Source organism: Rhizobium sp. RSm-3, assembly GCF_001854685.1.
GTDB lineage: Bacteria > Pseudomonadota > Alphaproteobacteria > Rhizobiales > Rhizobiaceae > Rhizobium > Rhizobium ecuadorense.
Window position 1 is genome coordinate 1 of sequence record NZ_MAWZ01000024.1, and the last position, 24,389, is coordinate 24,389.

General features: G+C 59.8%; 26 protein-coding genes, 1 pseudogene and 1 other annotated feature. Of the genes and pseudogenes, 23 read left to right on the top strand and 4 right to left on the bottom strand.

Going from position 1 to position 24,389, the window contains the following annotated elements:
* The first annotated feature begins 295 nt into the window (after positions 1–295).
* The 4 genes and pseudogenes from BBJ66_RS33365 to BBJ66_RS19070 all read left to right on the top strand — a co-directional run bounded on the left by BBJ66_RS33365 (position 296) and on the right by BBJ66_RS19070 (position 3,907).
* Positions 296–1,047 (top strand): annotated as a pseudogene (locus BBJ66_RS33365) (IS5 family transposase).
* A 130-nt stretch (positions 1,048–1,177) separates the two neighbouring features.
* Positions 1,178–1,876: a hypothetical protein gene (locus BBJ66_RS19060; RefSeq protein WP_071088923.1), complete on the top strand. Its 699-nt coding sequence runs from the start codon at positions 1,178–1,180 to the stop codon at positions 1,874–1,876.
* 237 nt (positions 1,877–2,113) lie between these two features.
* Positions 2,114–3,295 (top strand): AAA family ATPase, encoded by a 1,182-nt coding sequence (locus BBJ66_RS19065; protein WP_071088925.1) that lies wholly within the window; start codon positions 2,114–2,116, stop codon positions 3,293–3,295.
* Entirely contained in the window at positions 3,296–3,907 is a 612-nt protein-coding gene (locus tag BBJ66_RS19070) for a DUF4276 family protein (RefSeq protein ID WP_071088928.1), read from the top strand.
* 53 nt (positions 3,908–3,960) lie between these two features.
* On the opposite strand, the gene uvrB is transcribed toward BBJ66_RS19070, so the two are convergent.
* Positions 3,961–6,945: an excinuclease ABC subunit UvrB gene (gene uvrB / locus BBJ66_RS19075; RefSeq protein WP_071088930.1), complete on the bottom strand. Its 2,985-nt coding sequence runs from the start codon at positions 6,943–6,945 to the stop codon at positions 3,961–3,963.
* Positions 6,946–7,182: 237 nt separating this feature from the next.
* Between uvrB and BBJ66_RS19080 the strand changes: the two genes are divergently transcribed.
* The 4 genes from BBJ66_RS19080 to BBJ66_RS19100 all read left to right on the top strand — a co-directional run bounded on the left by BBJ66_RS19080 (position 7,183) and on the right by BBJ66_RS19100 (position 9,233).
* Positions 7,183–7,524 carry a hypothetical protein gene (locus BBJ66_RS19080; protein WP_071088931.1) on the top strand — a complete coding sequence of 114 codons (342 nt, stop codon included), beginning with the start codon at positions 7,183–7,185 and terminating at the stop codon, positions 7,522–7,524.
* Between the two features lie 325 nt (positions 7,525–7,849).
* On the top strand, positions 7,850–8,173 hold the full coding sequence (locus BBJ66_RS19090) for a DUF982 domain-containing protein (RefSeq protein ID WP_083335586.1): 324 nt from the start codon (positions 7,850–7,852) through the stop codon (positions 8,171–8,173).
* 156 nt (positions 8,174–8,329) lie between these two features.
* On the top strand, positions 8,330–8,719 hold the full coding sequence (locus BBJ66_RS19095) for a hypothetical protein (RefSeq protein ID WP_071088935.1): 390 nt from the start codon (positions 8,330–8,332) through the stop codon (positions 8,717–8,719).
* A gap of 136 nt (positions 8,720–8,855) precedes the next feature.
* On the top strand, positions 8,856–9,233 hold the full coding sequence (locus BBJ66_RS19100; RefSeq protein ID WP_071088937.1) for a hypothetical protein: 378 nt from the start codon (positions 8,856–8,858) through the stop codon (positions 9,231–9,233).
* Between the two features lie 139 nt (positions 9,234–9,372).
* Here BBJ66_RS19100 and BBJ66_RS19105 read toward each other — a convergent pair whose 3' ends face one another.
* The gene (locus BBJ66_RS19105) at positions 9,373–9,828 is read right to left on the bottom strand and encodes a DUF805 domain-containing protein (protein ID WP_071088939.1); all 456 of its coding nucleotides are present in this window, start codon (positions 9,826–9,828) and stop codon (positions 9,373–9,375) included.
* 161 nt (positions 9,829–9,989) lie between these two features.
* On the bottom strand, positions 9,990–10,757 hold the full coding sequence (locus BBJ66_RS19110; RefSeq protein WP_071089612.1) for an adenylate/guanylate cyclase domain-containing protein: 768 nt from the start codon (positions 10,755–10,757) through the stop codon (positions 9,990–9,992).
* 224 nt (positions 10,758–10,981) lie between these two features.
* Between BBJ66_RS19110 and BBJ66_RS19115 the strand changes: the two genes are divergently transcribed.
* The 14 genes from BBJ66_RS19115 to BBJ66_RS19180 all read left to right on the top strand — a co-directional run bounded on the left by BBJ66_RS19115 (position 10,982) and on the right by BBJ66_RS19180 (position 22,453).
* Entirely contained in the window at positions 10,982–11,767 is a 786-nt protein-coding gene (locus BBJ66_RS19115; RefSeq protein WP_071088940.1) for a DUF899 domain-containing protein, read from the top strand.
* A gap of 139 nt (positions 11,768–11,906) precedes the next feature.
* A complete protein-coding gene (locus BBJ66_RS19120) occupies positions 11,907–12,272 on the top strand; it encodes a DUF4087 domain-containing protein (RefSeq protein ID WP_071088942.1) in 366 nt (121 codons plus the stop codon).
* 321 nt (positions 12,273–12,593) lie between these two features.
* Positions 12,594–12,968 carry a response regulator gene (locus BBJ66_RS19125; protein ID WP_071088944.1) on the top strand — a complete coding sequence of 125 codons (375 nt, stop codon included), beginning with the start codon at positions 12,594–12,596 and terminating at the stop codon, positions 12,966–12,968.
* Between the two features lie 47 nt (positions 12,969–13,015).
* A complete protein-coding gene (locus BBJ66_RS19130; RefSeq protein WP_071088946.1) occupies positions 13,016–13,270 on the top strand; it encodes a hypothetical protein in 255 nt (84 codons plus the stop codon).
* A gap of 210 nt (positions 13,271–13,480) precedes the next feature.
* On the top strand, positions 13,481–15,133 hold the full coding sequence (ccoN, locus tag BBJ66_RS19135; RefSeq protein WP_071088948.1) for a cytochrome-c oxidase, cbb3-type subunit I: 1,653 nt from the start codon (positions 13,481–13,483) through the stop codon (positions 15,131–15,133).
* A gap of 3 nt (positions 15,134–15,136) precedes the next feature.
* The gene (gene ccoO, locus BBJ66_RS19140; protein ID WP_071088950.1) at positions 15,137–15,889 is read left to right on the top strand and encodes a cytochrome-c oxidase, cbb3-type subunit II; all 753 of its coding nucleotides are present in this window, start codon (positions 15,137–15,139) and stop codon (positions 15,887–15,889) included.
* Positions 15,890–15,906: 17 nt separating this feature from the next.
* On the top strand, positions 15,907–16,077 hold the full coding sequence (locus tag BBJ66_RS19145; RefSeq protein ID WP_071089614.1) for a CcoQ/FixQ family Cbb3-type cytochrome c oxidase assembly chaperone: 171 nt from the start codon (positions 15,907–15,909) through the stop codon (positions 16,075–16,077).
* Positions 16,068–16,946 (top strand): cytochrome-c oxidase, cbb3-type subunit III, encoded by an 879-nt coding sequence (gene ccoP, locus BBJ66_RS19150; RefSeq protein ID WP_071088952.1) that lies wholly within the window; start codon positions 16,068–16,070, stop codon positions 16,944–16,946. Before BBJ66_RS19145 ends, ccoP begins: the two co-directional genes overlap by 10 nt.
* The gene (locus BBJ66_RS19155; protein ID WP_071088954.1) at positions 16,943–17,134 is read left to right on the top strand and encodes a hypothetical protein; all 192 of its coding nucleotides are present in this window, start codon (positions 16,943–16,945) and stop codon (positions 17,132–17,134) included. The genes ccoP and BBJ66_RS19155 overlap by 4 nt, the downstream gene beginning before the upstream one ends.
* Positions 17,135–17,152: 18 nt before the next feature.
* Positions 17,153–17,959, top strand: a complete 807-nt coding sequence (locus tag BBJ66_RS19160; RefSeq protein WP_071088956.1) for a DUF2189 domain-containing protein — start codon at positions 17,153–17,155, stop codon at positions 17,957–17,959.
* A gap of 6 nt (positions 17,960–17,965) precedes the next feature.
* A complete protein-coding gene (locus tag BBJ66_RS19165; RefSeq protein WP_083335587.1) occupies positions 17,966–20,236 on the top strand; it encodes a heavy metal translocating P-type ATPase in 2,271 nt (756 codons plus the stop codon).
* Positions 20,233–20,391, top strand: a complete 159-nt coding sequence (gene ccoS / locus BBJ66_RS19170) for a cbb3-type cytochrome oxidase assembly protein CcoS (RefSeq protein ID WP_071088959.1) — start codon at positions 20,233–20,235, stop codon at positions 20,389–20,391. Before BBJ66_RS19165 ends, ccoS begins: the two co-directional genes overlap by 4 nt.
* Positions 20,392–20,413: 22 nt before the next feature.
* Positions 20,414–20,725, top strand: coding sequence for a hypothetical protein (locus tag BBJ66_RS19175; RefSeq protein ID WP_071088961.1), 312 nt, complete (start codon positions 20,414–20,416; stop codon positions 20,723–20,725).
* Positions 20,726–20,860: 135 nt separating this feature from the next.
* Positions 20,861–20,916, top strand: a sequence feature (sul1 is cis-regulatory element that is thought to sense ions involved in sulfur or methionine metabolism; They are found in Alphaproteobacteria).
* Between the two features lie 70 nt (positions 20,917–20,986).
* Positions 20,987–22,453 (top strand): SulP family inorganic anion transporter, encoded by a 1,467-nt coding sequence (locus BBJ66_RS19180; RefSeq protein WP_071088963.1) that lies wholly within the window; start codon positions 20,987–20,989, stop codon positions 22,451–22,453.
* 10 nt (positions 22,454–22,463) lie between these two features.
* On the opposite strand, the gene BBJ66_RS19185 is transcribed toward BBJ66_RS19180, so the two are convergent.
* Complete coding sequence (locus tag BBJ66_RS19185; RefSeq protein ID WP_071088969.1) at positions 22,464–23,378, bottom strand: LysR family transcriptional regulator; 915 nt, start codon at positions 23,376–23,378, stop codon at positions 22,464–22,466.
* Positions 23,379–23,479: 101 nt separating this feature from the next.
* Between BBJ66_RS19185 and BBJ66_RS19190 the strand changes: the two genes are divergently transcribed.
* The gene (locus BBJ66_RS19190) at positions 23,480–24,361 is read left to right on the top strand and encodes an NmrA/HSCARG family protein (protein WP_071088971.1); all 882 of its coding nucleotides are present in this window, start codon (positions 23,480–23,482) and stop codon (positions 24,359–24,361) included.
* Positions 24,362–24,389 lie beyond the last annotated feature (28 nt).

A 24,389-nucleotide genomic window follows, 5' to 3' on the forward strand; every position in this document is an offset into this window, starting at 1 on the left:
ACACGATATGAGAAAACCGTTCGAAACTACAAAGCCATGATCGCTCTGGCCGCAACAATCCTATGGCTCAGATAAGTGTCCACAGCTCCTAGAGCATGATGCCGAAAAGTGTGAGCGGTTTTCGGGCGACATCATGCTCTAACTCTTTAATTTAGAACAGGATTCAGATTTTTGGCCGATCCGGCCTAAAATCATCCTGATCTAGGGTGTGTCGTCAGTTCCATGCCTTGCTGGGCAAGATTCCCAAATCGGATTTTATGTGATTCATAGCAGACCGGCCACTGGAGGGCTGGTTATGACACGTCGTTATGGATTGCGAGACGATCAATGGGATCGGATCAAGGACCTTCTGCCTGGGCGGGAAGGTCATGTTGGCGGCACGGCGGCCGATAATCGCCTGTTCGTGGAAGCTGTGCTTTACAGATACCGTGCTGGAATACCCTGGCGCGATCTTCCTGAGCGGTTCGGAGACTGGAAGATCGTCCACAAGCGGATGCGCCGATGGTGCGAAGGCGGCGTCTTCGAGCGTATATTCAAACACTTGGCCGCCGATCACGACAATGAATATATGATGCTGGATTCCACCGTCGTGCGCGCCCACCAGCATAGTGCTGGCGCGCAAAAAGGGGGGACCAGGCGATCGGCCGATCCCGTGGGGGACTGACGACGAAGATCCATGTGATCGCCGATGCGCTCGGAAATCCGGTTGCGATCTCACTGACGCCGGGCCAGGCATCAGATCTGGCGCAGGCCCAGCCTCTTCTAGAGGAAGTTGATCCTCAGGCGTTCTTGGCTGACAAAGCCTATGATGCCGATGCACTCATCGACCATCTCAAAGCCCGCCACATCACCCCGGTGATTCCGCCAAAAGCCAATCGCATTACGCGCAGACCAACAGACTTCGCACTTTATTGCGAGCGCAATCTCATCGAACGTTTCTTTAATAATCTCAAACAATTCAGAGCTATAGCAACGCGATACGACAAACTCGCCGCCACCTTTCTCGGAGCAGTTCAGCTCGTCGCCGCTTTCATTTCGCTCAACTGACGGCAGGCCCTAGAGCAGTTCCGGCAAAAGCGCGCGGCGGTTTTGTCGGGATGGCTCTGATTTTACCGGCTCGGGCGGAGCCATTCACGAAACCATGCGGCAGAGACATCCTCATCAGGAGAGGAAACGCATGCTAGACGATATCGGAACGCTTCTGAGATCGTTCCTCAATAATGCCCTTCGCAAACAGCCTCAGCGTCGCATCCGGGATTTCGGCGGCTATGAGGTCGGCAAGCGCCGAAAGCTGCATGTCATCGAGCCGATCGCCTGGGATACGGCGGAATTTCTCTGCACCTATCTCCGCATCAGGCTGCGCGGTGAACCGGCGAGCCGGGAAGGCGTCGCCTCTGCCGTCGCCGCAGCCTTGAAGAATGTCTCCGATGAGTTCGCCTACAAGCTGACCTGGCACAGTGACGAAGCATGGAGCAGCGTTTGCAACTCGGTCGCGGAGTATCTGGAAGGCTGCCTGCAGATCGAGCCGAAACCCTATGATGGATCGCTGACGGCGCAATCGGACTATAATGGCTGGAAGAGCTGGGAGATGGTCATCAGCGGCGAGACGCCGAGGGGAAGATGGCGTCACTCCTGGAAGGAAAAGCCCGGCGACGATTTCATCGGCTTCCACGGCGAGGCCTGCATGGGGCGCATCTTCAAGATCGATCTGACGGGGTCAGACGAGCGCTGGTACTGGCTGATCGCGGCCGACGGCAGCCCTCGACGCGGATGGCCGGCGGCGGGGTATGAGGCGAGCGCCAGGAGTGCTGCCTGTCGGGTGGAGCGGATTTACTTTGCGCTGGTGGCGGGGACGGGGAGAATGGGGTGTGGGTGAGTGGGGCGCAGCTCTATAAAACGAGGCAGGGTGCGCTCGAAGTCAACATGCGCCTTTCGCCGCCGCTCGTGCGGATAACTCGTCGCTCCCGAGATCAGCCGCGATTCGTTCACGGCAAACGCTTCGATCTTAAATCGTCTGGTTTTTGGGGATATCGTTTAAAGGGTATTTATTCGGGTTAGAGTATCGCTACCATCACACGAAGCGCAGCATCCTTGCTCGCTGAAGGCTAAAATCATGAGAATTATCAATCAAGTCAGTCTGCGTTATTACAAGAGCATCGGCGCGTGCGTTGTTGATCTGTCCGATCTGACCGTTTTGGTTGGTCCTAACGGTAGCGGGAAAAGCAACTTTATCGACTCGCTTAACTTTGTATCTGATGCTTTAAATTCGACGTTAGATTTCGCTATTCGTCAGCGTTCAGGTTTGTCCGCGGTTCGTAAGCGTTCTGGCGGACATCCCACAAATTTTGCCATTAGCCTTCGGATATCGCTGCCCTCAGGTCGCAACGCCACCTATTCATTTCAAGTCGGTGCTGCAGCTGATGGGTCGCACAAAGTGCAAAGGGAATATTTAGCAGTGTCCGGTGAGGGGGTCGGATTAACCGAGATTAGGTATGAGAATGGTCTGAAAATATTTAGTTCGGAAAGCATTGCGCCAGACAGCCTTTCTGACGACAGGCTGTCTTTACAGCTACTTTCAAGCATTCGGCCAGTCCGTGAGGTTTTTGACGCGCTGTCAACTATGCGCTTTTATAATATTTACCCGGAAGATTTTAGGCTTCCCTTGGCTCATGATAGTGGGGAGTTTCTGCTCAGAACGGGAAAGAACATCGCCTCCGTCATCAGGAATATGGAGAGCAATTATCCGTACGAGTTTGGAAGAATCCGCGAGTATATGAGCCAAATCGTGGAGCAGCTAGAAGGCATACAACATAAAAATTTGGGACCGTCCGAAACGATAGAATTCCTGCAGCGCGTAGTTGGTCAAAAAAATCCATGGCGATTTTTCGCCTCTCAAATGTCTGACGGGACACTCCGATCGCTAGGTATATTAGTCGCCTTATTTCAGCGTTCTTCGAGTAGTCATGGAAACATCTTACTTGGCATCGAAGAGCCCGAGTCAACCATTCATCCAGCTGCATGTGCCGTAATTACGGATGCAATAGTGGAGGCATCCAAAAGCAAGCAGATTCTTATAACTACGCACAGCCCCGACCTCATAGATCATCAGGCCGTGGGGATAGATAACATAAGAATTGTACGCTCGAACGACGGGGATACAAAAATACTGCCTGCGGACAGCGCCAGCAAAGAGGTGGTCAGGAAAAACTTAATGAGTCCGGGGGATTTACTTCGAAAAAATCAGCTTGAGCCAGATAGAACTAAGCCTATTCAAATGAATTTGTGGAATAGCTGAATGCTCTATGTATTTCCAATTGTCGAGGGTCAAGGGGACGAGCGCGCTATTCCGGTTTTAATACGGAATTTGTTGAACAATCGATTTGAACATTATGAATTTGAAGTTCTTCATCCTTATCGCATGCCGAAAGGAAAAATGAAGCAGCCCTCCGAATGGCCTCCGGTTTCCACTCTCGTTTTCAACCGACTGAAGGAAAGGATGTCGGCACCGACTGACAAGGGTTTGGTTTTGGTGATGTGCGACGCTGACGATGATTGTCCCGTTGAACTCAAGGCGACGATACAGCAGAACGTCGTGGTTCCTGAGGGTAAAATAGAGCTACATTTTGTGGCTCCATCACGCGAGTATGAAACTTGGTTCCTGTCGGCGGTTCAATGTTTCGCTGGCCACCAAGACTGCGTGGATCCGATTCCGAACGTCAACAACTTAAATCAAATCAGAGATGCAAAGGGGTATTTCGAGCAACACGTCCTCAAGCCGAACAGGTTTTACTCAGAAACGGTCGATCAGGCAAAATTTAGCGCAATAATAGATTTTTTGACTTTACCAGAAAATAATTGCCGTTCCTTGAGGCGGTTTGTTGATGTATTCGCCAGAATACTTGCGTAATAGCGCATTTATTTCAAGTTAGCATATATCTCCGTCACCTCGCCGCTTCTCTGTTACCGCCCCGGCCGCCCAGTCTTCCCTTTTGTGCGCCCCTTGCGCTTCTGCTCGCCCGGGTCCTCATAGCTCCCCACACCCGTCTTTCCGCGCACCACCGGCCGCAAGCCATTATCGCGTTCCGGCTGGCCCTCCAGCAACGGTGAAAACCGCTTCGTGCCCTTGGCGGCTTCCGGCTTCTCCGGCAGAGCGCCGATGACCGGCTTTTCCGTTCGGCCGACGGTCATTTCGTCGAGGTCGTTTTTGCGGAACAGGCTCTTCTTGGCGGGTTCGGCGATGTCGCGGCCCATGTCGTCCAGAGCGGGTTTGCGGAAGAGCGGGGTGGCGGTGTCGGTGCCTGGGCCCATGTCGTCGATCGAGGGTTTGGCGAAGTAGGAGGTTCCACGCCCGCCCTCGTGGTTCGAGACGGCCCTCTGGGCCTCCTCACCATGAGGGCTGCTACTGGAGCCCGCCGCTTTGTTCTTACCATTGGGGCGGCCGTTTCTGCCCTCCATCGCCTTCGACTCTTCACGGGCCATCGGGTCGTCCATGACAGCCAGTTCGGCGGCCTTGAGGCGTTTGATTTCGTCGCGCAGGCGGGCGGCTTTTTCGAAGTCGAGGTCGGCGGCGGCGTCGCGCATGCTCTTTTCGAGCGCGTTGAGATGGGTCTGCAGGTTGTTGCCGACGAGGTTGCCGCCATCGGCGAAGCCTTTGCCGGAGACGCCTGATATATCGGCGCGGACGTGGTCGCGTTCGTAGACCGAGTCGAGGATGTCGGAGATCCTGGCCTTGACCGATTCCGGGGTGATGCCGTGCTCCTGGTTATAGACCATCTGCTTTTCGCGGCGGCGGCCGGTTTCTTCCATCGCCCGCTTCATCGAGCCGGTGACCTGGTCGGCATAGAGGATGACCTTGCCGTCGACGTTACGCGCGGCACGGCCGATCGTCTGGATCAGCGAGGTCTCGGAGCGCAGGAAACCTTCCTTGTCGGCGTCGAGGATGGCGACGAAGCCGCATTCGGGAATGTCGAGACCCTCGCGCAAAAGGTTAATGCCGACGAGCACGTCGAAAGCACCCAAACGAAGATCGCGGAGGATCTCGATACGTTCCAGCGTGTCGATGTCCGAGTGCATGTAGCGGACGCGCACGCCCTGCTCATGCAGATATTCTGTGAGGTCCTCGGCCATGCGCTTGGTCAGCACGGTGCACAGGGTGCGATAGCCCTTGGCGGCGGTTTCGCGGATCTCGCCGAGCACGTCGTCGACCTGGGTGCGGGCCGAGCGGACCTCGACAGGCGGGTCGATCAGGCCTGTGGGCCGGATCACCTGTTCGGCGAAGACGCCCCCTGACTGCTCCATCTCCCAGCCGCCGGGGGTGGCCGAAACGGCGATGGTGTCGGGGCGCATGGCGTCCCATTCCTCGAAGCGCAGCGGCCGGTTGTCCATGCAGGAGGGCAGCCGGAAGCCGTATTCGGCCAGCGTCGCCTTACGCCGGAAGTCGCCCCGGTACATGCCGCCGATCTGCGGCACGGTGACATGGCTCTCGTCGATGAAGACCAGGGCGTTGTCGGGGATGTACTCGAACAGAGTCGGCGGCGGATCGCCGGGGTCGCGGCCGGTGAGATAACGCGAATAGTTCTCGATGCCCTGGCAGGAGCCTGTGGCTTCGAGCATTTCGATATCGTAGCGAGTGCGCTGCTCCAGGCGCTGGGCCTCCAGCAGCCGGCCGGCCTTCTCCAGCTCGGCCAGGCGAAGCCTGAGTTCCTCCTTGATCGACTTGATGGCGCCGTTCAGCGTCGGGCGCGGGGTGACATAGTGCGAATTGGCGTAGATCTTCACCGATTTCAGGTCGCCGACCTTCTGGCCGGTGAGCGGATCGAACTCGGTGATGGCGTCGATCTCGTCGCCGAACATCGAGATGCGCCAGGCGGCATCCTCCAAGTGAGCGGGGAAGAGCTCGATCGTATCGCCGCGCACCCGGAAGGAGCCGCGGGTGAAATCCATGTCGCGGCGCTTGTATTGCTGGGCGACGAGGTCGGCCAGCAGCTGGCGCTGGTCGAGCCGGTCGCCGACCGACATCTGGAAGGTCATCGCCGTATAGGTCTCGACCGAGCCGATACCGTAGATGCAGGAGACCGAGGCGACGATGATGCAGTCGTCGCGTTCGAGCAGCGAGCGCGTCGCCGAGTGGCGCATGCGGTCGATTTGCTCGTTGATCGAGCTTTCCTTCTCGATATAGGTGTCGGAGCGCGGCACATAGGCTTCCGGCTGGTAGTAATCGTAGTAGGAAACGAAATATTCGACCGCATTGTCGGGGAAGAAATTCTTGAATTCGGAATAGAGCTGGGCAGCCAGCGTCTTGTTCGGCGCCAGGATGACGGCCGGGCGCTGCGTCGCTTCGATCACCTTGGCCATGGTGAAGGTCTTGCCGGAGCCGGTGACGCCGAGCAGCACCTGGCTGCGGTCGCCATTCTCCAGCCCCTCGACGAGATCGCGGATGGCTGTGGGCTGGTCGCCGGCCGGCTCGTAATCCGACTGCATGCGGATCGTAATGCCGCCTTCGGATTTTTCCGGCCGGGCAGGGCGGTGCGGCGTCCAGATCTTGCCGTTCTTGTGCAGCGGATTGCCGCTTTCGATCAGCGCCGACAGTGCCTCGACGGTGGCGGTGACGGCGGTGCCGGCCTGCAGCGACGAAGCCTCCTCCAGCGTCGTATTCATGCCGGCCACGGGATTGAGGCCGGCGGCCGCGCGCGTCTTCGGGTCGGTCGAGCCGCCCATCGACGTTCCTCTTGCTGATTTCGAGGCAGCAATCTCCACCTTCTTGCGGTGTTTGCCGGCCTTTGAGGCGATCTGGCGCTGGGTCTCGACGCCCGAGGCTTCGGCATCGGCCTCCAGCTGCTTCACCCAATCGGCGACGGAGCCGGAGAGGGGCGCGCCTTCAAAGGACGACTGCGGGGCTTCCTCGAAGCCATTCGGGGCGGGAGATTTCTTCGGAGATTTGGCCATGGCGGGAATATGGAGAGAGTCAGCGCGAAAGGGAAGAGGCAAAGAGTACAAAAGGGAAACGAATGAATCGTTCGGATTGGGTGAATAGTTTTGCCGAGGAACCCACGCAGGAAGCCCCGCAATCAGGTTCTCGAACGGGCTGCGGCCGAATAAACAAAAGTCTGTGGTTGAAGGTCTGTCCGTCTCCCGTATTGCGGGCGGTGATGTTACAGCTGCTGCGGGAATTGGGGACCATTCATGAAAAAGATCATTATCGCATTCGCGGCGACCGCTGCACTGGCCAGTTGCGCCAAACGTCCTGACGCCATCGTGCAGGTCGATATTCCGATGGCGGCTTATACGAACCTCAGCTGCGAAGCTCTTGCCGGCGAACTCAAGAGAGAGCGGGCCAAGCTGGACGACTTGTCGAAGCAGCAGATCAGTGCGGCGAACGGCGATGCCTTCGGCGTCTTTCTCGTCGGCGTCCCGATCGGCAGCGTTGCGGGGGGAGACAAGGAAGGCGAAATTGCTGCATCCAAAGGCAAGGTTTCCGCCATGCAGTCCGCTGGCATGAGCAAGGGCTGCAAGTTGCCCGCCTGATAGCGGGCGGCGCCGCGGCTCCATTGCCAGGACACGTGGGGGACGTGGCGCCGCTAGGTCGGCGCACCCGCCTCGTCCTTCGAGGCCCCTGTGGGGCACCTCAGGATGAGGCTCTCTTGGGTTCTGGCGGTCATCTCAAGGTCTCTCTTGAGTGCCGGCGCGGCATCCCCGACGTTCCTCATCCTGAGGTGTGCAGCCCATCGGGCGGAGCCTCGAAGGACGCGCCGCAACGCTGCTTCTTGCATCCTTCCGCGGCGCACGGCCTTTCCAACAGTGACGCCACCGGCCCCATACTGGAACCGAGATTGACCTTCGGCAGTTATTCGTGGTCAATTCAGCTGCAGGTGCGACTGCCATTAGCGACCATTCCGCCTTCTGGAAAAAAACGATCTCGATCGATCTTGATGCCGGCGAACGGCTGGTTCTCCGCTCACCGCAGGATGCGCTTTATGCACTGGTCTCCGACTGGCCGATCCATGACGGCGTCCATCAGCAGAGAGCCATCGATTTCTGCCGTGCCTGGCTTGCCGGGCGGATGCCGGCCGAGACAGTGCGGCAGGCCTTTATCCTCGCGGCGCTGGAAGCCGGCGTGGCGATCGCCGATGATGAGAATGGGATCGCAAGCTCTGTTTCGAACCCTCTAGTATAAGTCGAGCGACGCAGCCGTATCCACCGTATCCACGCTCACGCGGTCACATGCGTAGGGGGCAATAAGTTTATTTTCGTGTATTGCAAATATTGTTCCCGCTGTGTTTGTAGGAATGCGCAGCGTTTATTACGCTCCGATTCTTGGAGATTCACCTGAATGAGAATAAAACTTCTTGCCTGCGCTGCCCTGCTGATGCTGGCCGGTTGCAACGCCCCTGTGTCGCAATCCGTTGCGGATTCCCAGCGTCCGCCCTCGAGTGACGTCCGGCAGAACTTCGTCAACATCGTGTTCAAGAGAAGTTATAGACACGAAGCGGGAGAGGTGGTTTGGGCCCGGATTTCGAGCGTGGTGCTGCTTGATCCTGACAAGAAGATTTATGCTTACTGTGTACGCGTGGTGCCCAAGCACAGCTGGGGAGACTGGGCCTATCTCGGCGTCTCCTTCACGGATAGCCAAATCCTCGGCGGGACGGCAAATGATAATCGCTGCAAAGACAAGCGCCTGCGCTACTACCCGTTTCCTGAGCTGACCGGCATGAAGAGCTGAAGCAGGCGCGAAGGCTCGGGCTGCGTTGCCGCTCCAGGCTTTGGCGAGCGGCGGCGTCATTTGCCTCCAGCGTCGTGGGAGCGCCGCCATCAGGAAAGCTCGGTTCGTCAATTTTCGTAGAGAAAGATCCAGCCGAATGAAAAACAAATACCTTGTCTGCGCTGCACTGCTGGTGCTGGCCGGCTGCCAAACACCGGTGCCGCAATCCGTTGCAGATTCCCAGCGGCCGCCTTCCAGCGCCGTTCGACGCGAGTACGTCGACGCGCTGCGGGGAACCATTAAAGCGGGGAACTTCGTAAAGGCCGAGATTTCGAGCGTAGTCCTGCTGAATCCGGAAAAGCAGATATATGCTTATTGCACGCGCACGACGGAACGCAGCAATCCGGACTGGTCTTATATCGGCCTTACCTTGAAAAACAACATGATTGTGGACCTGTCAAAAAATGTCCCTCGCTGCCATGACAAGCGGCTGCGTTACTATGATTTTCCTGAATTACGGAACATGAAGTACTGAGGCAGAGGCGGGCTTTTGCCAACCTCGCCGGTCCCTTCCGGATGCCGTCAGAAGCGGACCGCGCGCCCCGCAGTCCGCGTAACGACGATGACCGGTGCCTCGGACCGGCTAAACCGCGAGGACCATCCTCACACTTTGCTCAAGCAAAAACGGCTTCCCTGGAATCATCCACTGTCGACGCCCTGCAGTACCATACGAGCACGACCACCGATCCAATGGGAACTAATAGTGCGAGAAGCTGCCACCATCCGCTTCGGTTGACGTCGTGAAGGCGTCGGGCGGCCACGGCGATCCACGGAAGAAACGTGGCCAGCGACCAGATCCGGTTCAAGGTTTGGGTCCGATCCACGACAAGCAAAGCGATGGCGACGAGAGAGACGAAGAGTGCCGAATACCAGAATTCCGATCGGCTCGCTCTGCCGCTGAAGTTCACATAGTTCTTGAAATAGCTTCCAATCGCCTGGCCGAAACCCATGGCCGGCGGCCGGCCGCCGAAGCGGTTCGGCCCAACCAGCGGTTTTCTGAAGACGAAGAATAATGGCACGCCGAACAGGATCAAGACGATCAACCAGTGAAACAGAGAAAAACTGCCCATGAGAAACCCCAGCTGTTAAAACGGCTTAGAGATAAGCGATGTTTGTTTCCGCAGGATTAACCGGCTGGTAATCGAATATGTTTCGCAATCATAGCGTGAGAAACTGCGGCTGCCATGTTGGCGGCGGGATGATGCTTTGAGCAGGCCGCAATCGCCGTCGCTCAGTGCTTGACCAGCACACGTGCCTGCACCGGCTGCTCGATGCCCTTCAGGGCCAGCATGCGGGTTTCGGCGCCCGCCGCCAGGTCGGAAGCTTTCGCCGCCGTTTCCGCCGAGATCAGGATCTCGCCGGCGGCGGCCTGGGATTCCAGCCTGGCGGCCTGGTTGACGACGCCGCCGATGGCGGTGAAATCGCTGCGGAAGCTCGAGAATTCGCCGATCTGCACTTCGCCGGAATGGATGCCGACGCCGACGCCGAGGGTGCGGCCGGGCAGGGCCTCGAGCGCCAGGCTGTTCAGTGCGGCGGCGCAGTTGCGCTGGATCTCCTGCGCGGCGAGGATCGCGGCGGCGGCGTGATCCTTGCTGACGATCGGGAAATTGAAGATTGCCATCAGGCCATCGCCCATCTGCTTGTTGACGATGCCGTCATGCGCCCAGATCGCCTGCGCGCAGCGATCCTGGAACAGACTGACGATCTCGCTCAAGCGTACCGCCTCGATGCGCTCGGACAGATCGGTGAAGCCCCTGATATCGGCAAACAGGATGGTGGCGCCGACGGTGATCTGGCGCTGCTTTTTGACATATTGGAAGGACCGTTCGCAGATCGTGCAGATATCGGGGTTCATCTTGCTGCGGGTGATGCCGAAGGCGCGGAAGGGCAAAGCGAGCGGACCGCCGATCGGGATCGGCATGTGCATTTGGTCCCAGCAGCCGCGGCAGATCCTGGCGCTGCCGTGCCTGGTCGGCTCACTGGAAGAGGCTGTCGTCATATCGAACAATCCATCGCCTGATAGCCAAAGAACAAGCTTCCGATACTCGCCTGCTTTTGGCAACTCTCCAAGGCGACATATGAATAGCGCCACACTTGTTACTCCCACTGGCCGAGATCGGCTGCCAGACTATCTCCCGCAACAGTGAACAGTGACAAGCAGCGGACGTAAGCGCGCTTTGCCCGGCGAGGCGCGGGCATTCACTGCAATCAGGAGATTTCAAAATGACCACAACAGCCCAGAACGGCGGCCAGCCGGCCATGCACAAGCCTGCGGTCGTGTCGGAGGCAGCCTGGGAGGCTGCCTGGAAGCAGATGCTCGTCAAGGAAAAGGCCCAGAGCCGCGCCCGGGATGCACTTGCCGCCGAGCGCCGGCGGATGCCGTGGATGGCGGTCGAAAAGGATTACGCATTCGAAGGGCCGCAGGGCAGGGTCAGCTTGCGCGATCTGTTTGAAGGGCGACACCAGCTCATCCTCTACCGCGCCTTCTACGAGCCCGGCGTCTTCGGCTGGCCCGAGCATGCCTGCCGCGGCTGCTCGATGGTGGCCGATCAGGTTGCCCATGTCGCCCATCTCAACGCCCGCGACACGACTCTGGTCTTCGCCTCGCGCGCGCCGCAGGCCGATATCGCCAGCCTGAAGGAGCGCATGGGCTGGACGATGCCGTGGGTGACCGTCACCGACGACTTCGACAAGGATTTCGGCGTCGACGAGTGGCACGGCACCAACGTGTTCTACCGCGACGGTGAACGCATCTTCCGCACCTATTTCATCAACAATCGCGGCGACGAGCAGATGGGCGGCACCTGGAACTATCTCGACATCACCCCGCTCGGCCGCCAGGAAGTCTGGGAGGATTCGCCGGAGGGCTATCCCCAGACCCCGACCTACAAGTGGTGGAACTGGCACGATGCCTATGTCGCCGACGCCGCGCCCGACAAGAAATGGGTCGAGGTTTCCGATGCCGGCGAGGCGGCGTTCCGGGAGGAAAGCGCAAACGAGAAATCGTGACGAGCGCATGATGCCGAAAAGCGTCAGTGGTTTCGGGTAACATCATGCTCTTAGAACGGCCGAACCTGGCTGCCGCCAATAGGGCAATTGCCTTGCCGGCCCCGGTGCATGCATAGTGGCCGGCGACGCGGAGGGGGCGATGACCAGATTGCATGCGCTTGTTTTGATGATGCTTCTCGCGCCCGCCGCGGCGCATGCCGAACGGCGCTGCGGCTGGCTGGACAATCCCTCGACGGCCAACTGGTCGCTCATGGATGCCGGCGGCGGCTGGACCATCATGGAGAATGGCAGCGGCTACAAGGCCGAGGGAATCGACAGGATCCCGGACCTGACGACCGGCGAGTATGTCTACACCCATGCCACGCACGGTTATGCCTGCGCCTGCATGGACGTCGATACGGACGGCGAGGGTGGGATCACCCGCATTCATTCCATGCGGCAATTGCCGCTCTCGCGATGCCGGAACGACGCCGCCATCAGCTGGTTCCTAGACAGAGACGAGTGAGGGCAGCTTGGCCTGCCGAAGTCGGCACAAATCCGCTGTCCTCCCGCTGCGGCACGCGCCTCTGTAGGAACACCGGACAGAAGAGTATTCGTTACTGGGCTGAGCCCGGCATGTCGGGAACTTCTGCGCCGCCGGCATATTCGGTCTGTTATGGCGCGTTCCGCTCGGCCGAAGCGCTGTCGTCCGTAGCGGCGGTATCGAGCGATGGCGTCTGAGATCTTCAAAGAAATTCAATGCAGGGTGGAAACATTTTGGGGCAGCCGCGTTGTACCCGCTACCGGCATTGCGCCCGCCCCCCGGCTTTGACAGGGAGACTTATTGATGAAGGTCATGATCGTTGAAGATGAGAATATCATCGCTCTGGAGCTCGAACGCATCGCGCAAGAGGCCGGACACCAGACGGTGGGGCCGGTTTCGACCATGGAGCAAGCGCTCGCCTATGCTCCGAGAAGCGATGTGGCGCTCGTCGATCTCAGCCTTTCGGACGGGCTGAGCGGCGCCCAGCTTGCGCGCCGGCTGATCGACCGCTTCGGGGTGGACGTCATCTTCGTGACCGGCAGTCCTGAGAATGTCGGCAATGGTATCGAGGGGGCGCTCGATGTGATATCCAAGCCTTTCACCGACGAAAGGATTGTCAGCGCGCTGTCGCGGGCAGAGGCCCGACGCAAGGATTTCGACAGCAAGGCAGCGGTCTGATCAGGATTGACGTCGTTTAATGGGTGCCTTCCAGGGAGGTCATCCGGATGAAGCACGCATTTGTTGCCATTCTCCTCACCCTCACGGCCTGCACCGGCGCGGCCGGCGGTCCTGTACCTCTTGCCGGCAGTCTTACCTATGGCGGCAAGGTCGTCCATTCCCCCTATCGGCCGGGAACGGTGGTCAAACATACCTTTCTCGGCCAATTCGGCTACCGTGTATTCGAGACCTATGTGGTTCAGCCGGACGGGAGGCTGAAGCTCACGTCCCAGAACACGGGTCCGGACTTCCTCTGGCAATAGCGTCATCCCTTACAAGCGGAACGACGTTGAACATCACACGCTGTGCGCTCGGCAGGTTAGATTCCGAAGAGAGGGCCTTCGGCGCTGTCGCGGTCCGGCGTTCGTTCCGATATCGGTTGGTGATTGTGTCAGAAATACAAGATTTATAGTCATTTGCGTTTTCGATCCGACTGGAGCACGATGCTGCGGTGCTATCGGGGGTGGGGAAGCATGGGGCAGCTCACGACCGGCGAACGACAGTTCGCATCCGCCATACTCGTCGTATTGATGATCCTCGGCATCACCATGTCGGCTGCCGGGCGCTTTGATCCGATGGGCGTCCACGGGACAATGATTTTCCTCTCATCCGGGGCGCTGTTCTGGTGGATACTCACGTCATACTTCGGCACAGAGCCGGATGCGACGCGGTTCGCCGACTATTACGACGATCCGATCAAGGTCGGCGTCGCCCTGACAATGGTATGGGCGGTGTTCGGCATGTTCATCGGTGTTTGGGCGGCGGCGCAGCTCGCGTGGCCTGTCCTCAACTTCGATATGGCATGGTCAAGCTTTGGCCGCATACGCCCCGCCCACACCACGGGAGTCATTTTCGGCTTCGGCGGAAACGCGATCATCGCGACGTCGTTCCATGTGGTGCAGCGGACGTCGCGCGCCAGGCTGGCTGATCAGTTGTCGCCCTGGTTCGTCATTTTCGGCTACAACCTCTTCTGCCTGATCGCGGTCAGCGGTTATTTCATGGGCGTCACCCAATCGAAGGAATACGCGGAAGCGGAATGGTACGCCGACCTTTGGCTGGTCGTCGTGTGGGTCGTCTACTTCCTGCTTTTCGTGCGCACCCTCGCGCGGCGCAAGGAACCGCATATCTACGTCGCCAACTGGTACTATCTGGCTTTCATCGTCGTGGTCGCCATCCTCCACATCGTCAACAACCTTACGGTGCCTGTCTCCTTCGGCCATGCGAAGAGCTATACGGTGTGGTCGGGGGTCCAGGATGCCATGGTCCAATGGTGGTACGGCCATAACGCAGTGGCGTTTTTTCTCACCGCAGGCTTCCTTGGAATGCTCTATTACTACCTGCCGATCCGCGCCGAGAGACCGATCTTTTCCTATCGATTGTCGATCATCAGCTTCTGGGGGATCACCTTCTTCTACATGTGGGCGGGTTCCCATCATCTCCATTACACAGCGCTGCCGCTCTGGGTGCAGAACCTCGGAATGACCTTCTCGGTGATGCTGCTCGTCCCGTCATGGGCATCGGCCGGAAACGCGCTGCTCACCTTGAATGGTGCGTGGCACCGGGTTCGTGACGACGCCACCCTGCGCTTTATCATGATGGCGGCGTTCTTCTACGGGCTGTCGACGTTTGAAGGCTCTTTCATGGCGATCAGACCCGTCAACTCGCTGTCGCACTATACCGACTGGACCGTAGGACACGTCCATGCGGGCGCGCTCGGTTGGGTGGCGATGATCACCTTCGGATCGTTATACACGCTCGTGCCATCCATCTGGAAGCGCGAACGGATGTATTCGTCGAGGCTCGTCGAAGTGCATTTCTGGTTGGCGCTGATCGGCACCCTGATCTACGTCTTCGCCATGTGGAACTCCGGTATCATCCAGGGACTTATGTGGCGCACATATTCGCCGGACAACACACTCGTCTATTCATTCGTCGACAGTCTGCTGGCAATGTATCCGTATTACATCGCACGCACCTTCGGGGGGCTGCTGTTTCTCATCGGGGCAGTCGTGGCGAGCTTTAATATCTGGATGACGGTTCGGATGGTTCCGGCCGCTGACCGCGCGTCTGCCGATGCCCCGCTCGACACCGAAGTCTACGGTGCGGCACCTTCTCCGGCGGAGTGAGACATGGGAGAGGGACAACACAGAAAACTGGAACGGACGGCGGTCGGGTTCATGCTTGCGATTGTTTTGGCAGGCAGCGTCGGCGGCATCGTGGAGATCGCTCCGCTGTTCACGATCCACGAGACTGTCGAAGACGCGCCTGACATGAGGGTCTATACTCCCCTCGAAATAGCGGGCCGCGATATATACGTCCGAGAAGGCTGTTACGCCTGCCACAGCCAGATGATCAGGACGTTGCGCGACGAGGTGGAGCGATATGGTCCTTACTCGCTCGCGGTCGAATCCAAATACGATCATCCGATGTTGTGGGGATCAAAACGAACGGGTCCCGATCTGGCTCGCATCGGTGGCAAATACTCCGATCTCTGGCACGTCGCGCATCTGATCAACCCGCGAGACGTCGTTCCGGAGTCCAACATGCCATCCTATCGCTGGCTGGCGACCACGCAGCTCGACCTGTCCGATCTGGGCGGCAATCTTGCTGCTTTGAGAGCAGTTGGGGTTCCGTACACCGACGAGATGATCGCCCATGCCGGAGCGGACGCCTACGGTCAGTCCGATCCGGACAGCGATCAGTCGTCGGGAGTGATCGAGCGCTACGGGGATGCGACACAGGTCTCGGCTTTCGATGGCGTCAAGAAAACCGTCACCGAGATGGATGCCCTCGTTGCCTATCTCCAGGTCGTCGGCCGTCTGACAAACGCGGCCTACGAAAACACTGCAGCGCCCGAGCAAATACCGAACCCCAAGAACTGAATGTGAAGGGGATTGAAATGGACCTTTCCCACGAAACCATGCTGGAACTGTCCCAGGTGTGGGGCCTGCTGTACCTGATTCTATTCTCGATCGGAGTGGTCGTTTACACTTTCTGGCCTTCCAATCGAACTCGCTTCAACCGGGCAGAAACGGAGATATTCGACAAGGACGACAAGCCATGGCGATAGAGGAAATCGACCAGATAACAGGTCGCAGGACGACGGGTCACATCTGGAACGGCATCAAGGAGCTGGATACGCCGATTCCACGCGGTGTGCTCCTCTTTCTGATCGTGACCCATCTGTTTGCCCTCCTGTGGTGGATACTGCTCCCGGCCTGGCCGCTTGGAACGACCTATACGAAGGGCCTCATCGGGGGCAGCCAGAAGCAGACGGTGGAACGCAAGATCGTGGAAGCCGCGGCCTCGCGCGCTCCCTGGACCGCGAAGATCGAAAAAGCTTCCTTCGACGAAATCCGCGCAGATGCACAATTGATGTCCAAGGTGAACGCCAGCGGCCACCAGTTGTTCGGAGACAATTGCGCGGCCTGCCACGGCCGAGACGGAAAGGGTGGACAGAACTATCCTGACTTGACGGACAATGACTGGCTGTGGGGCGGCGAGCCCGACCGGATCGTTGAGACCCTGACGGTCGGTGTCAATTCGCGTCACTCGAACAGCCGTGTCTCGCAGATGCCTGCGTTTGGAGCGGACGAGATGCTCGACCGCAAACAGGTGACCGATGTCGCCGCCTATGTTTATTCTCTCAGCAACTCAGCCTCCTCCGAAGAGCGCGTCGGCGATATCGAGGCTGGCCGCGAGTTGTTCAAGACAACCTGCGCTTCCTGTCACGGTGACAACGCCAAGGGAAAGATCGACCTTGGTGCGCCCAACCTTACCGACGCAAGCTGGGTTTACGGCGGAACACTCAGCCGTATCGTCGAAACCGTGCATGGCGGAAGACAGGGTCACATGCCGACCTGGGACGAGCGGTTGACACCCGCCGAAATCAAAATTCTCGCGCTCTACGTGAGCGGAATGGGGAAAAGGCAGCCATGACGGCCGGGAACATGCCTTCGACGAGAACCGTCAAATGGGTTTTGATCGGGCTGGCGGCTGCGACATTCGTCGGAGCCAACGCCCATCTCGTCTATGTTGCGATCGCAAGCCAGCCCGCCTGCGTCGAGCACATCAAGGAAAAAGGCCAGCGGCCCGCGGAATTCAGGGCGGCTGCGGCCGCGTGCTGAACACAGGAGGAAGATCAGATGGCGCAGGACGACAAATCGGGCCGATATCTGAGCGAGGTATCCGGGATCGAGGAGACGAGGAACGCGAAGTGGCAGCGGCATCTGCCCGTCGGCGTTCCGTTCGACTGGCTGCGCCAAGGCTGGCGCGACCTCGTCCGGCAGCCCTTCACGAGCCTGGCCTACGGTTTCGTCGTCTTCCTCATCGCGTTCGGCACCGTCCTGACCCTGTTCCGATCGGGGCTCGACTATCTTCTGTTTCCCGCATTGGCGGGATTGCTGATCGTCGCCCCACTTTTCGCTGCCGGGCTTTATATCAAGAGCCGGACGCTGGCGGACGGCGGGCGCGTGACACTTCGCGCCATGCTCGGCGTGCGTCCACTTGCCGGCAAACAGGTATTCTTCACCGGGATGGTGCTCTGCATGCTCATGCTCCTCTGGATGAGGGCTGCTGTGATCATCTATGCGCTGTTCTTCGGTGTTAATCCGTTCCCGGGTCTCAACGGCGTTACGAGGTTACTGCTGACGACGCCCGAGGGCTGGGGCATGCTCGTCGTGGGCTTTTCCGTCGGTGCGCTGTTTGCCGGGTTTGCCTTCGCAATCAGCGTCTTTTCAATTCCGATGCTACTCGATGAACGGGTCGACGCGTTCACCGCGATGGGCGTAAGCGCCGCGATGGTTTGGAACAACATGCAGCCCCTCATGGTCTGGGGTGCAATCGTCCTGGTGCTGTTTGCCGCCAGCGTTCTGACGGGCTTTGTCGGTTTGATCGTCGTGTTTCCGTTGCTTGGGCATGCCACCTGGCATGCCTACAAGGCAGTCCGGTAGCCGACGATGACCAGCCGCGCTCCGCCAGATCTGACGCAAGGCCACGATCCCGGCCCCCGAAGGCCAGGGGTCGACGAGATGGCATTGGCAAGCCGCGATCTGGGCGGTGGCCTCCGGCAGGTCGTCTTATCAGTTCCCGACATGCGATGTGGTGGATGCATGATGCGGTTGGAGACGACACTCGCCAGAGCGCCCGAGGTTCGCTCGGTCCGCGCAAACCTGACGACGAAGCGGCTGACCATCACCTGGCAGACGGAAAACAACAGCCAGCCGGATTTTGCGGCTTTGATCGGAACGATCGGCTATACGGCCGTTCTGCCGACCGAAGACCATGACCAGTCCGACGGCGAGATGTCGGAACTATTGCGCGCGCTGGCGGTCGCGGGCTTCTGCTCGATGAACATCATGCTCCTGTCCGTCTCGGTCTGGTGGGGCGCTGACCCGTCAATACGCCAGGCGCTCCATATGATCTCCGCGGCACTCGCTTTGCCTGCCGTCATCTTTTCGGGCGCGACATTCTACCGCTCGGCATGGCGGGCGCTCGCGCATGGCAGGGTGAACATGGATGTACCGATCAGCATCGGCGTCCTGCTCTCATTCTTCCTGAGCGCCTACGATACGTTTGCCGAGGGACGGCAGGCCTATTTCGAGGCGGGCACATCGCTTCTCTTCGTCCTGCTCATCGGGCGCACGCTTGATAAAATGATGCGGAAGCGGGCGCGTTCGGCCGCCGCCTCGCTGGCGGACATGATGCCGAAGGGCGCGCATGTGATAGGCCCGGAGGGCCGGATCGACTATATCTCGCTGAGCGACATTGCCCCCGGCACCCACCTTTTGATTGCAGCCGGGGACAGAATTCCGGCTGACGGAACGATCCTTACCGGCATCTCCGAACTTGATCGTTCGCTTGTGACGGGAGAGAGTCGCTGGGAGACCATTGCGCCCGGCGGGCTGGTCCGAGCTGGAGATTTGAACGTCGGCCATCCCCTCACTGTGGAAGCCACGGCCGCGCCGGAGAATTCCACGCTCGCTGAGCTGCAGAGGATGCTCGGGGCCGTCGAGGACGGCAGGTCGGAATACAGAATGCTCATCGACCGGGCAGCACGACTCTACGCGCCCGTCGTGCATGGACTGTCGCTGTTGGCATTCCTTGGCTGGTTCCTGGCCACAAACGACATCCACCATTCCCTGACGATATCCATCACAGTGCTGATCATCTCATGCCCGTGCGCGCTTGGATTGGCGGTACCCATGGTGCAGGTCGTTGCCGCCCGACGCTTGTTCAAGCACGGCGTCGTCGCGCGGGACGGGTCCGCATTGGAGCGACTTGCGGTGGTTGACACCGTCGTCTTCGACAAGACCGGAACGCTGACACGGCACGACCCGATGTTGGTCGCTGCGACCTCAACCGGGCCGATGGGGCTCTCACTGGCGGCATCACTGGCACGCCATTCGAGCCATCCGCTGTCAAAGGCAATCGTCAGCCATGCTTCGCGGGGCAACGCGGAGACCCTGCCGCTCGAGGATGTCAGGGAAATACCCGGCAACGGCCTTGAAGCGTGCTTTCGCGGTGAACGTTATCGGCTTGGACGAGCAGCCTGGGCGACGGACAGTCCCTTGATGAAGCGGCCGGCGGCTTCGACGGTGGTGCTCACTCAAGGGCGAGAAGTCCTCGCTTCATTCATTTTCGGAGAACGGGTCAGTGCGGGGTCGGCAAATGCGGTGCGTTTCCTGAAGGAGCAGGGGATCGCAGTGCAGATGCTGACTGGGGATGTTGCGGATGCGGCCCTTGCTGTGGCGCGTGAGGTCGGGATCGATGAGGTGACGGCAGCGGCCCTTCCCAAAGACAAGGCCGAGGTCATCGATGCGCTGCGCAGTCGCGGGCGCAAGGTGATGATGATTGGTGACGGGATAAACGATGCTGTTGCCCTGAAGAAGGCCCATGTTTCCATGGCGCCGGCATCGGGAAGCGATATCGGGCGGAGCGCTGCCGATTTCATCCTGCTGAATGCCGATATGAATGGCCTGGAAGTTGCGCTTGTGACGGCGCAAAGAGCTGCCATGCTGATCCGCCAGAACTTTGCGCTGGCGATCGTTTACAATGTTGTCAGTATCCCGCTTGCCCTATCAGGCTATGCAAGCCCTCTCATCGCGGCAGTCGCGATGTCAACGTCGTCCATCTTGGTTGTCGCCAATGCGTTGCGGCTTGATAGGAAGGACAGCCTGGCATCGTGGCGGCTTGCCCGGAAAAACAGGCTGGCCGGAGCAGTCCAATGAGCTCATTGTCGTTCCTCATACCCATAGCCGTATTGATGGGGATTGCCGGACTGGGTGCATTCCTGTGGTCTTTGCGGAATGGCCAGTACGAAGACTTGGAGGGAGCGGCGGAACGCATGCTTTTTGAAAACGACGACAAGCCGCTGGGCGGCTGACGCGCACACCGAAGGAAATGCGATGGAAGATACTGAGCCCCAGTCTCAACCGCCAAAAGATCATGCCGGACATTCTTCTCGCGGCCGCACGGTCGATCCATCAGAGTCCGTGACGGGTGTAGCGATCGTCTTCGGCATGATCGGGGTGGTGGTTGGTATTGCCGCGACCATACTGACCGCCGACGCGTCCGGCGGTCTGGAATGGATTGCCTGTTGCATCATTGGAGCTTTGGCGGGCGGTTCCGCAGGTATCGTCATCGGCGGATTGTTCGGGGCAATCTTCGGCGTCCTAAGGGGAGTGACCGTTCCAACCCTGCGTCATCCCGAGAGGTAGACGCCAAGGGCCCGACGGACGAAGCGACTGGCTCTTGCTTCCCAATCGTTGCAGCCTCGAGAGGAGGCTGCGGCGATCCCTGCGTAGTGAATGTTGCGCTGCAGTATGAACCTCGTCTATACCACGGGCATTCACCACGGACCCGGTGAGACTCCGGGTGGCTCTTCTGGCCGCCGATCCGCCAGACAACGCAAAACCTGCATGCCATCACGCAACCGCTCGGCAGAGCGTGCCGGGCCATGCTTTGCGAGACTCCTTCCCATGCTGCTTTCCTCTATCCGTCGTGATTGGGCCGCCAATCCCATGCGCGAAATGCTTGCCGGGGCGGTGGCGACCTTCGCCCTGATCCCCGAGGTCATCGCCTTTTCATTCGTGGCGGGGGTCGATCCAGAAGTCGGCCTGTTCGCCTCCTTCGTCATCGGCATCGTCATTGCGTTTACCGGCGGACGCCCGGCGATGATTTCGGCGGCGGCCGGGTCGGTCGCATTGGTGGCGGCACCGCTGATGCATGCCCATGGACTACCTTATCTCTTCGCGGCCGGGCTGCTGGCGGGGCTGCTGCAGATCGTATTCGGGCTGCTGCGGCTCGGCGTGCTGATGCGCTTCGTCTCGAAGTCCGTACGAACCGGTTTCGTCAATGCGCTCGCCATCCTGATCTTTGCCGCGCAGATGCCGCACGTAATCGGCGCCGGCTGGATCGAATATGCCGTACTGGCTGCCGGGCTTGTCATCATCTATCTGACGCCGCGCATCACCACGGCGATCCCGTCGCCGCTGATCTGCGTCCTGATCCTGACCGTCGCCTCGGTATCTTCAGGGCTTCCCGTTCTTACCGTCGCCGATCTCGGCCGGCTGCCGGATTCGCTTCCGGTATTCGGCTGGCCGGCGGTGCCGTTGACGCTGGAAACGCTGCGGATCATCGCGGGTCCGGCGCTTGCCATTGCCATGGTCGGGCTGCTGGAATCAATGATGACGGCGAGCGTCGTCGATGATCTCACGGATACGCCGAGTTCGAAGAACCGCGAATGCACCGGTCTCGGCCTTGCCAATGCGGCCGCGAGCCTGTTCGGCGGCATCGCCGGCTGCGGCATGATCGGCCAGACCGTGAGCAATGTGAAATATGGCGGGCGTGGCCGGCTCTCGACGCTGTTTGCCGGCGCCTTTCTGCTGATCCTGATGGTGCTTTTGAAGCCGTGGGTCTCCGAGGTTCCGGTCGCCGCGCTGGTGGCGATCATGGTCATGGTCTCGATCGACACCTTCGACTGGTCGTCGCTGCGAGCCGTGGTGGTCCATCCCCGAACGTCGAGCGTCGTAATGGCGGCAACCGTCGTCGTCACCGTCTTCACCGCCAATCTGGCGCTCGGGGTCACGGTCGGCGTGCTGCTCAGCGGCGTATTCTTCACCTTCAAGGTCGCTCGGCTGCTGCGCGTCGATGTAGCGTCCGATCAATCCTCGGGGCGGCTGATCTACCGCGTGTCCGGCCAGGTGTTCTTTGCCTCCGCCGACGTCTTCGTCGAGGCCTTCGACGTTCAGGATGCGATCGGCAAGACCGTGTTGATCGACGTCTCCGTGGCACATTTCTGGGATATCACCGCGGTCGCCGCGCTCGACAAGGTCGTGCAGCGCTTCAAGGCACATGGCATCGCCGTGGAAGTCGCGGGCCTCAATCAGGCCAGCGCCACCTTGATCGAAAGCCTCGACGGCAAGGTGGTGCTGAAGGAAGTGTGACGGGCTACCGCTATAGGATGGCGAAGTCGTCGTTGCCATCGGCTCCCGCGTTCAACCGCCTGGCGGCGAGTTCGATAAAGGTCTTGACCAGAGGCGGCAGGTGCCGGCTGCTCGGATAGACGACGTGCAGGCCGCCGACCGGGGTCGTGTAATCGTCGAGAACGCGGCGTAGCCGCCCATCCCTGATGCAGGTATTGGCGACTCCATGGGGCAGTCGGGCGATGCCATAACCGGCGATCGCTGCGGCCATGACCGCCTGCATTTCATTGGCGGCGAAGCGCCCCGACACCGAAACTGTTTCCTGTCCGTGCGGGCCTTCAAGCAGCCATTGCGCATGGGTGGATTGGCCGGCGACAACGCAGTCGTGGCGGACGAGATCTGCCGGGCAATCGGCCGCGCCGCAGCGGGCTAGATAGTCGGGGCTCGCACAGAGCAAGCGATGGGTAGAGCCGAGCTTGCGAGCGATCAGCGTCGAATCCTCAAGAATGCCGGTGCGGAAGGCGAGGTCTATGCCGTTTTCGACGAGATTCAGCCTGTCGTCGGTCAGCCGCAACTCGACCCTCGACTTCGGGTAGGTCGCCAGAAGATCGAAGATCGCCTCCTGCAGGAAGTGGCCGCCGAAGCCGACCGGCGCCGATATGCGGATCGTCCCGGCGGGCTCCGTCCTTGCTTCCGCAAGACGCAGGTTGGCGCCTTCGATCGTGCGGAGCGCCTGGCTGCTTTCCTCGTAATAGAGGCGGCCGGCATCCGTCGGGCTGAGGCTGCGGGTCGTGCGCTGCAGCAGGCGCACGCCGAGTTCGCGCTCGAGAGCGGCAATGCGCCGGCTGACCGTTGTCTTCGGCATGCCGAGCAGACGCGCCGCGGCGGTGAAGCTGCCGGCTTCAATGACGCGGGCGAAGATCATGATATCGTTGAGGTCGAGCATTGTATCTTCAAATGGTACGATGTTTCTCAACTATAAGCTATTATGGTTCAATGCGACAGGCCCTAACTTTGCTTTATCAGTCACAAACAAGGAGCAGACAGATGAGCGACATTAGAAGGGTTCTGGTCACCGGCGCCACCGGCCAGCAGGGCGGCGCGGTCGTTCGCGCCCTGACCGCGCGGGGACACCACGTCAAAGCGATCTCGCGCAAGCCGGATAGCGATGGCGCAAAACGGCTGGCCTCGGCTGGGGTCGAGGTCGTTGCCGGCGATCTCAACGATGGCGCATCCGTGGCGAGGGCGGCTGAGGGCGTCGATACGATGTTCCTGATGGGCAACAGCTACGAGGCCGGGACGGAGGCGGAAACGCGCCAGGGCATCCTTGTTGCCGATGCGGCAAAGGCCGCCGGCGTCGGCCACCTGATCTATTCCTCGGTCGGCGATGCCGACAAGAAGACCGGCATTCCGCATTTCGACAGCAAATACCTCGTCGAAAAGCATATTGCAGGCCTCGGCATTCCCTATACGATCAGCGCACCCGTCGCTTTCATGGAAAATACGGTAGCGCCCTGGGCGATCGACGGGCTGCGCCAGGGCGTCTATGCCGCGGCCCTGCCGCCAACCCGCCTGCTGCAGCAGATCACCATCAAGGACATCGGCGCTTTCGTCGCAGCGCTGGCCGAGCGGCGCGAACAGGTGTTCGGCAAGCGTTTCGATATTGCCGGCGACGAATTGTCCGGCGAGCAGCAGGCGAAGCTCCTGTCCGAGGCGCTCGATCGGCCGATACGCTACCATGAACTGCCGATCGCCGCGATGCGCCAGCAGAGCGAGGACGCGGCGCTGATGTTCGAATGGTTCGACCGCACCGGTTACGACGTCGACATCGCTGCCCTGCGCCGGGATTTTCCCGATGTCGGCTGGCACAGCTATGCCGATTGGGCGCGCGGCTTCGACTGGAGCGTTCTCGGCAAGGCATCCGCCTGATACACTCTCCGTCGTACCCGGCCTGAAC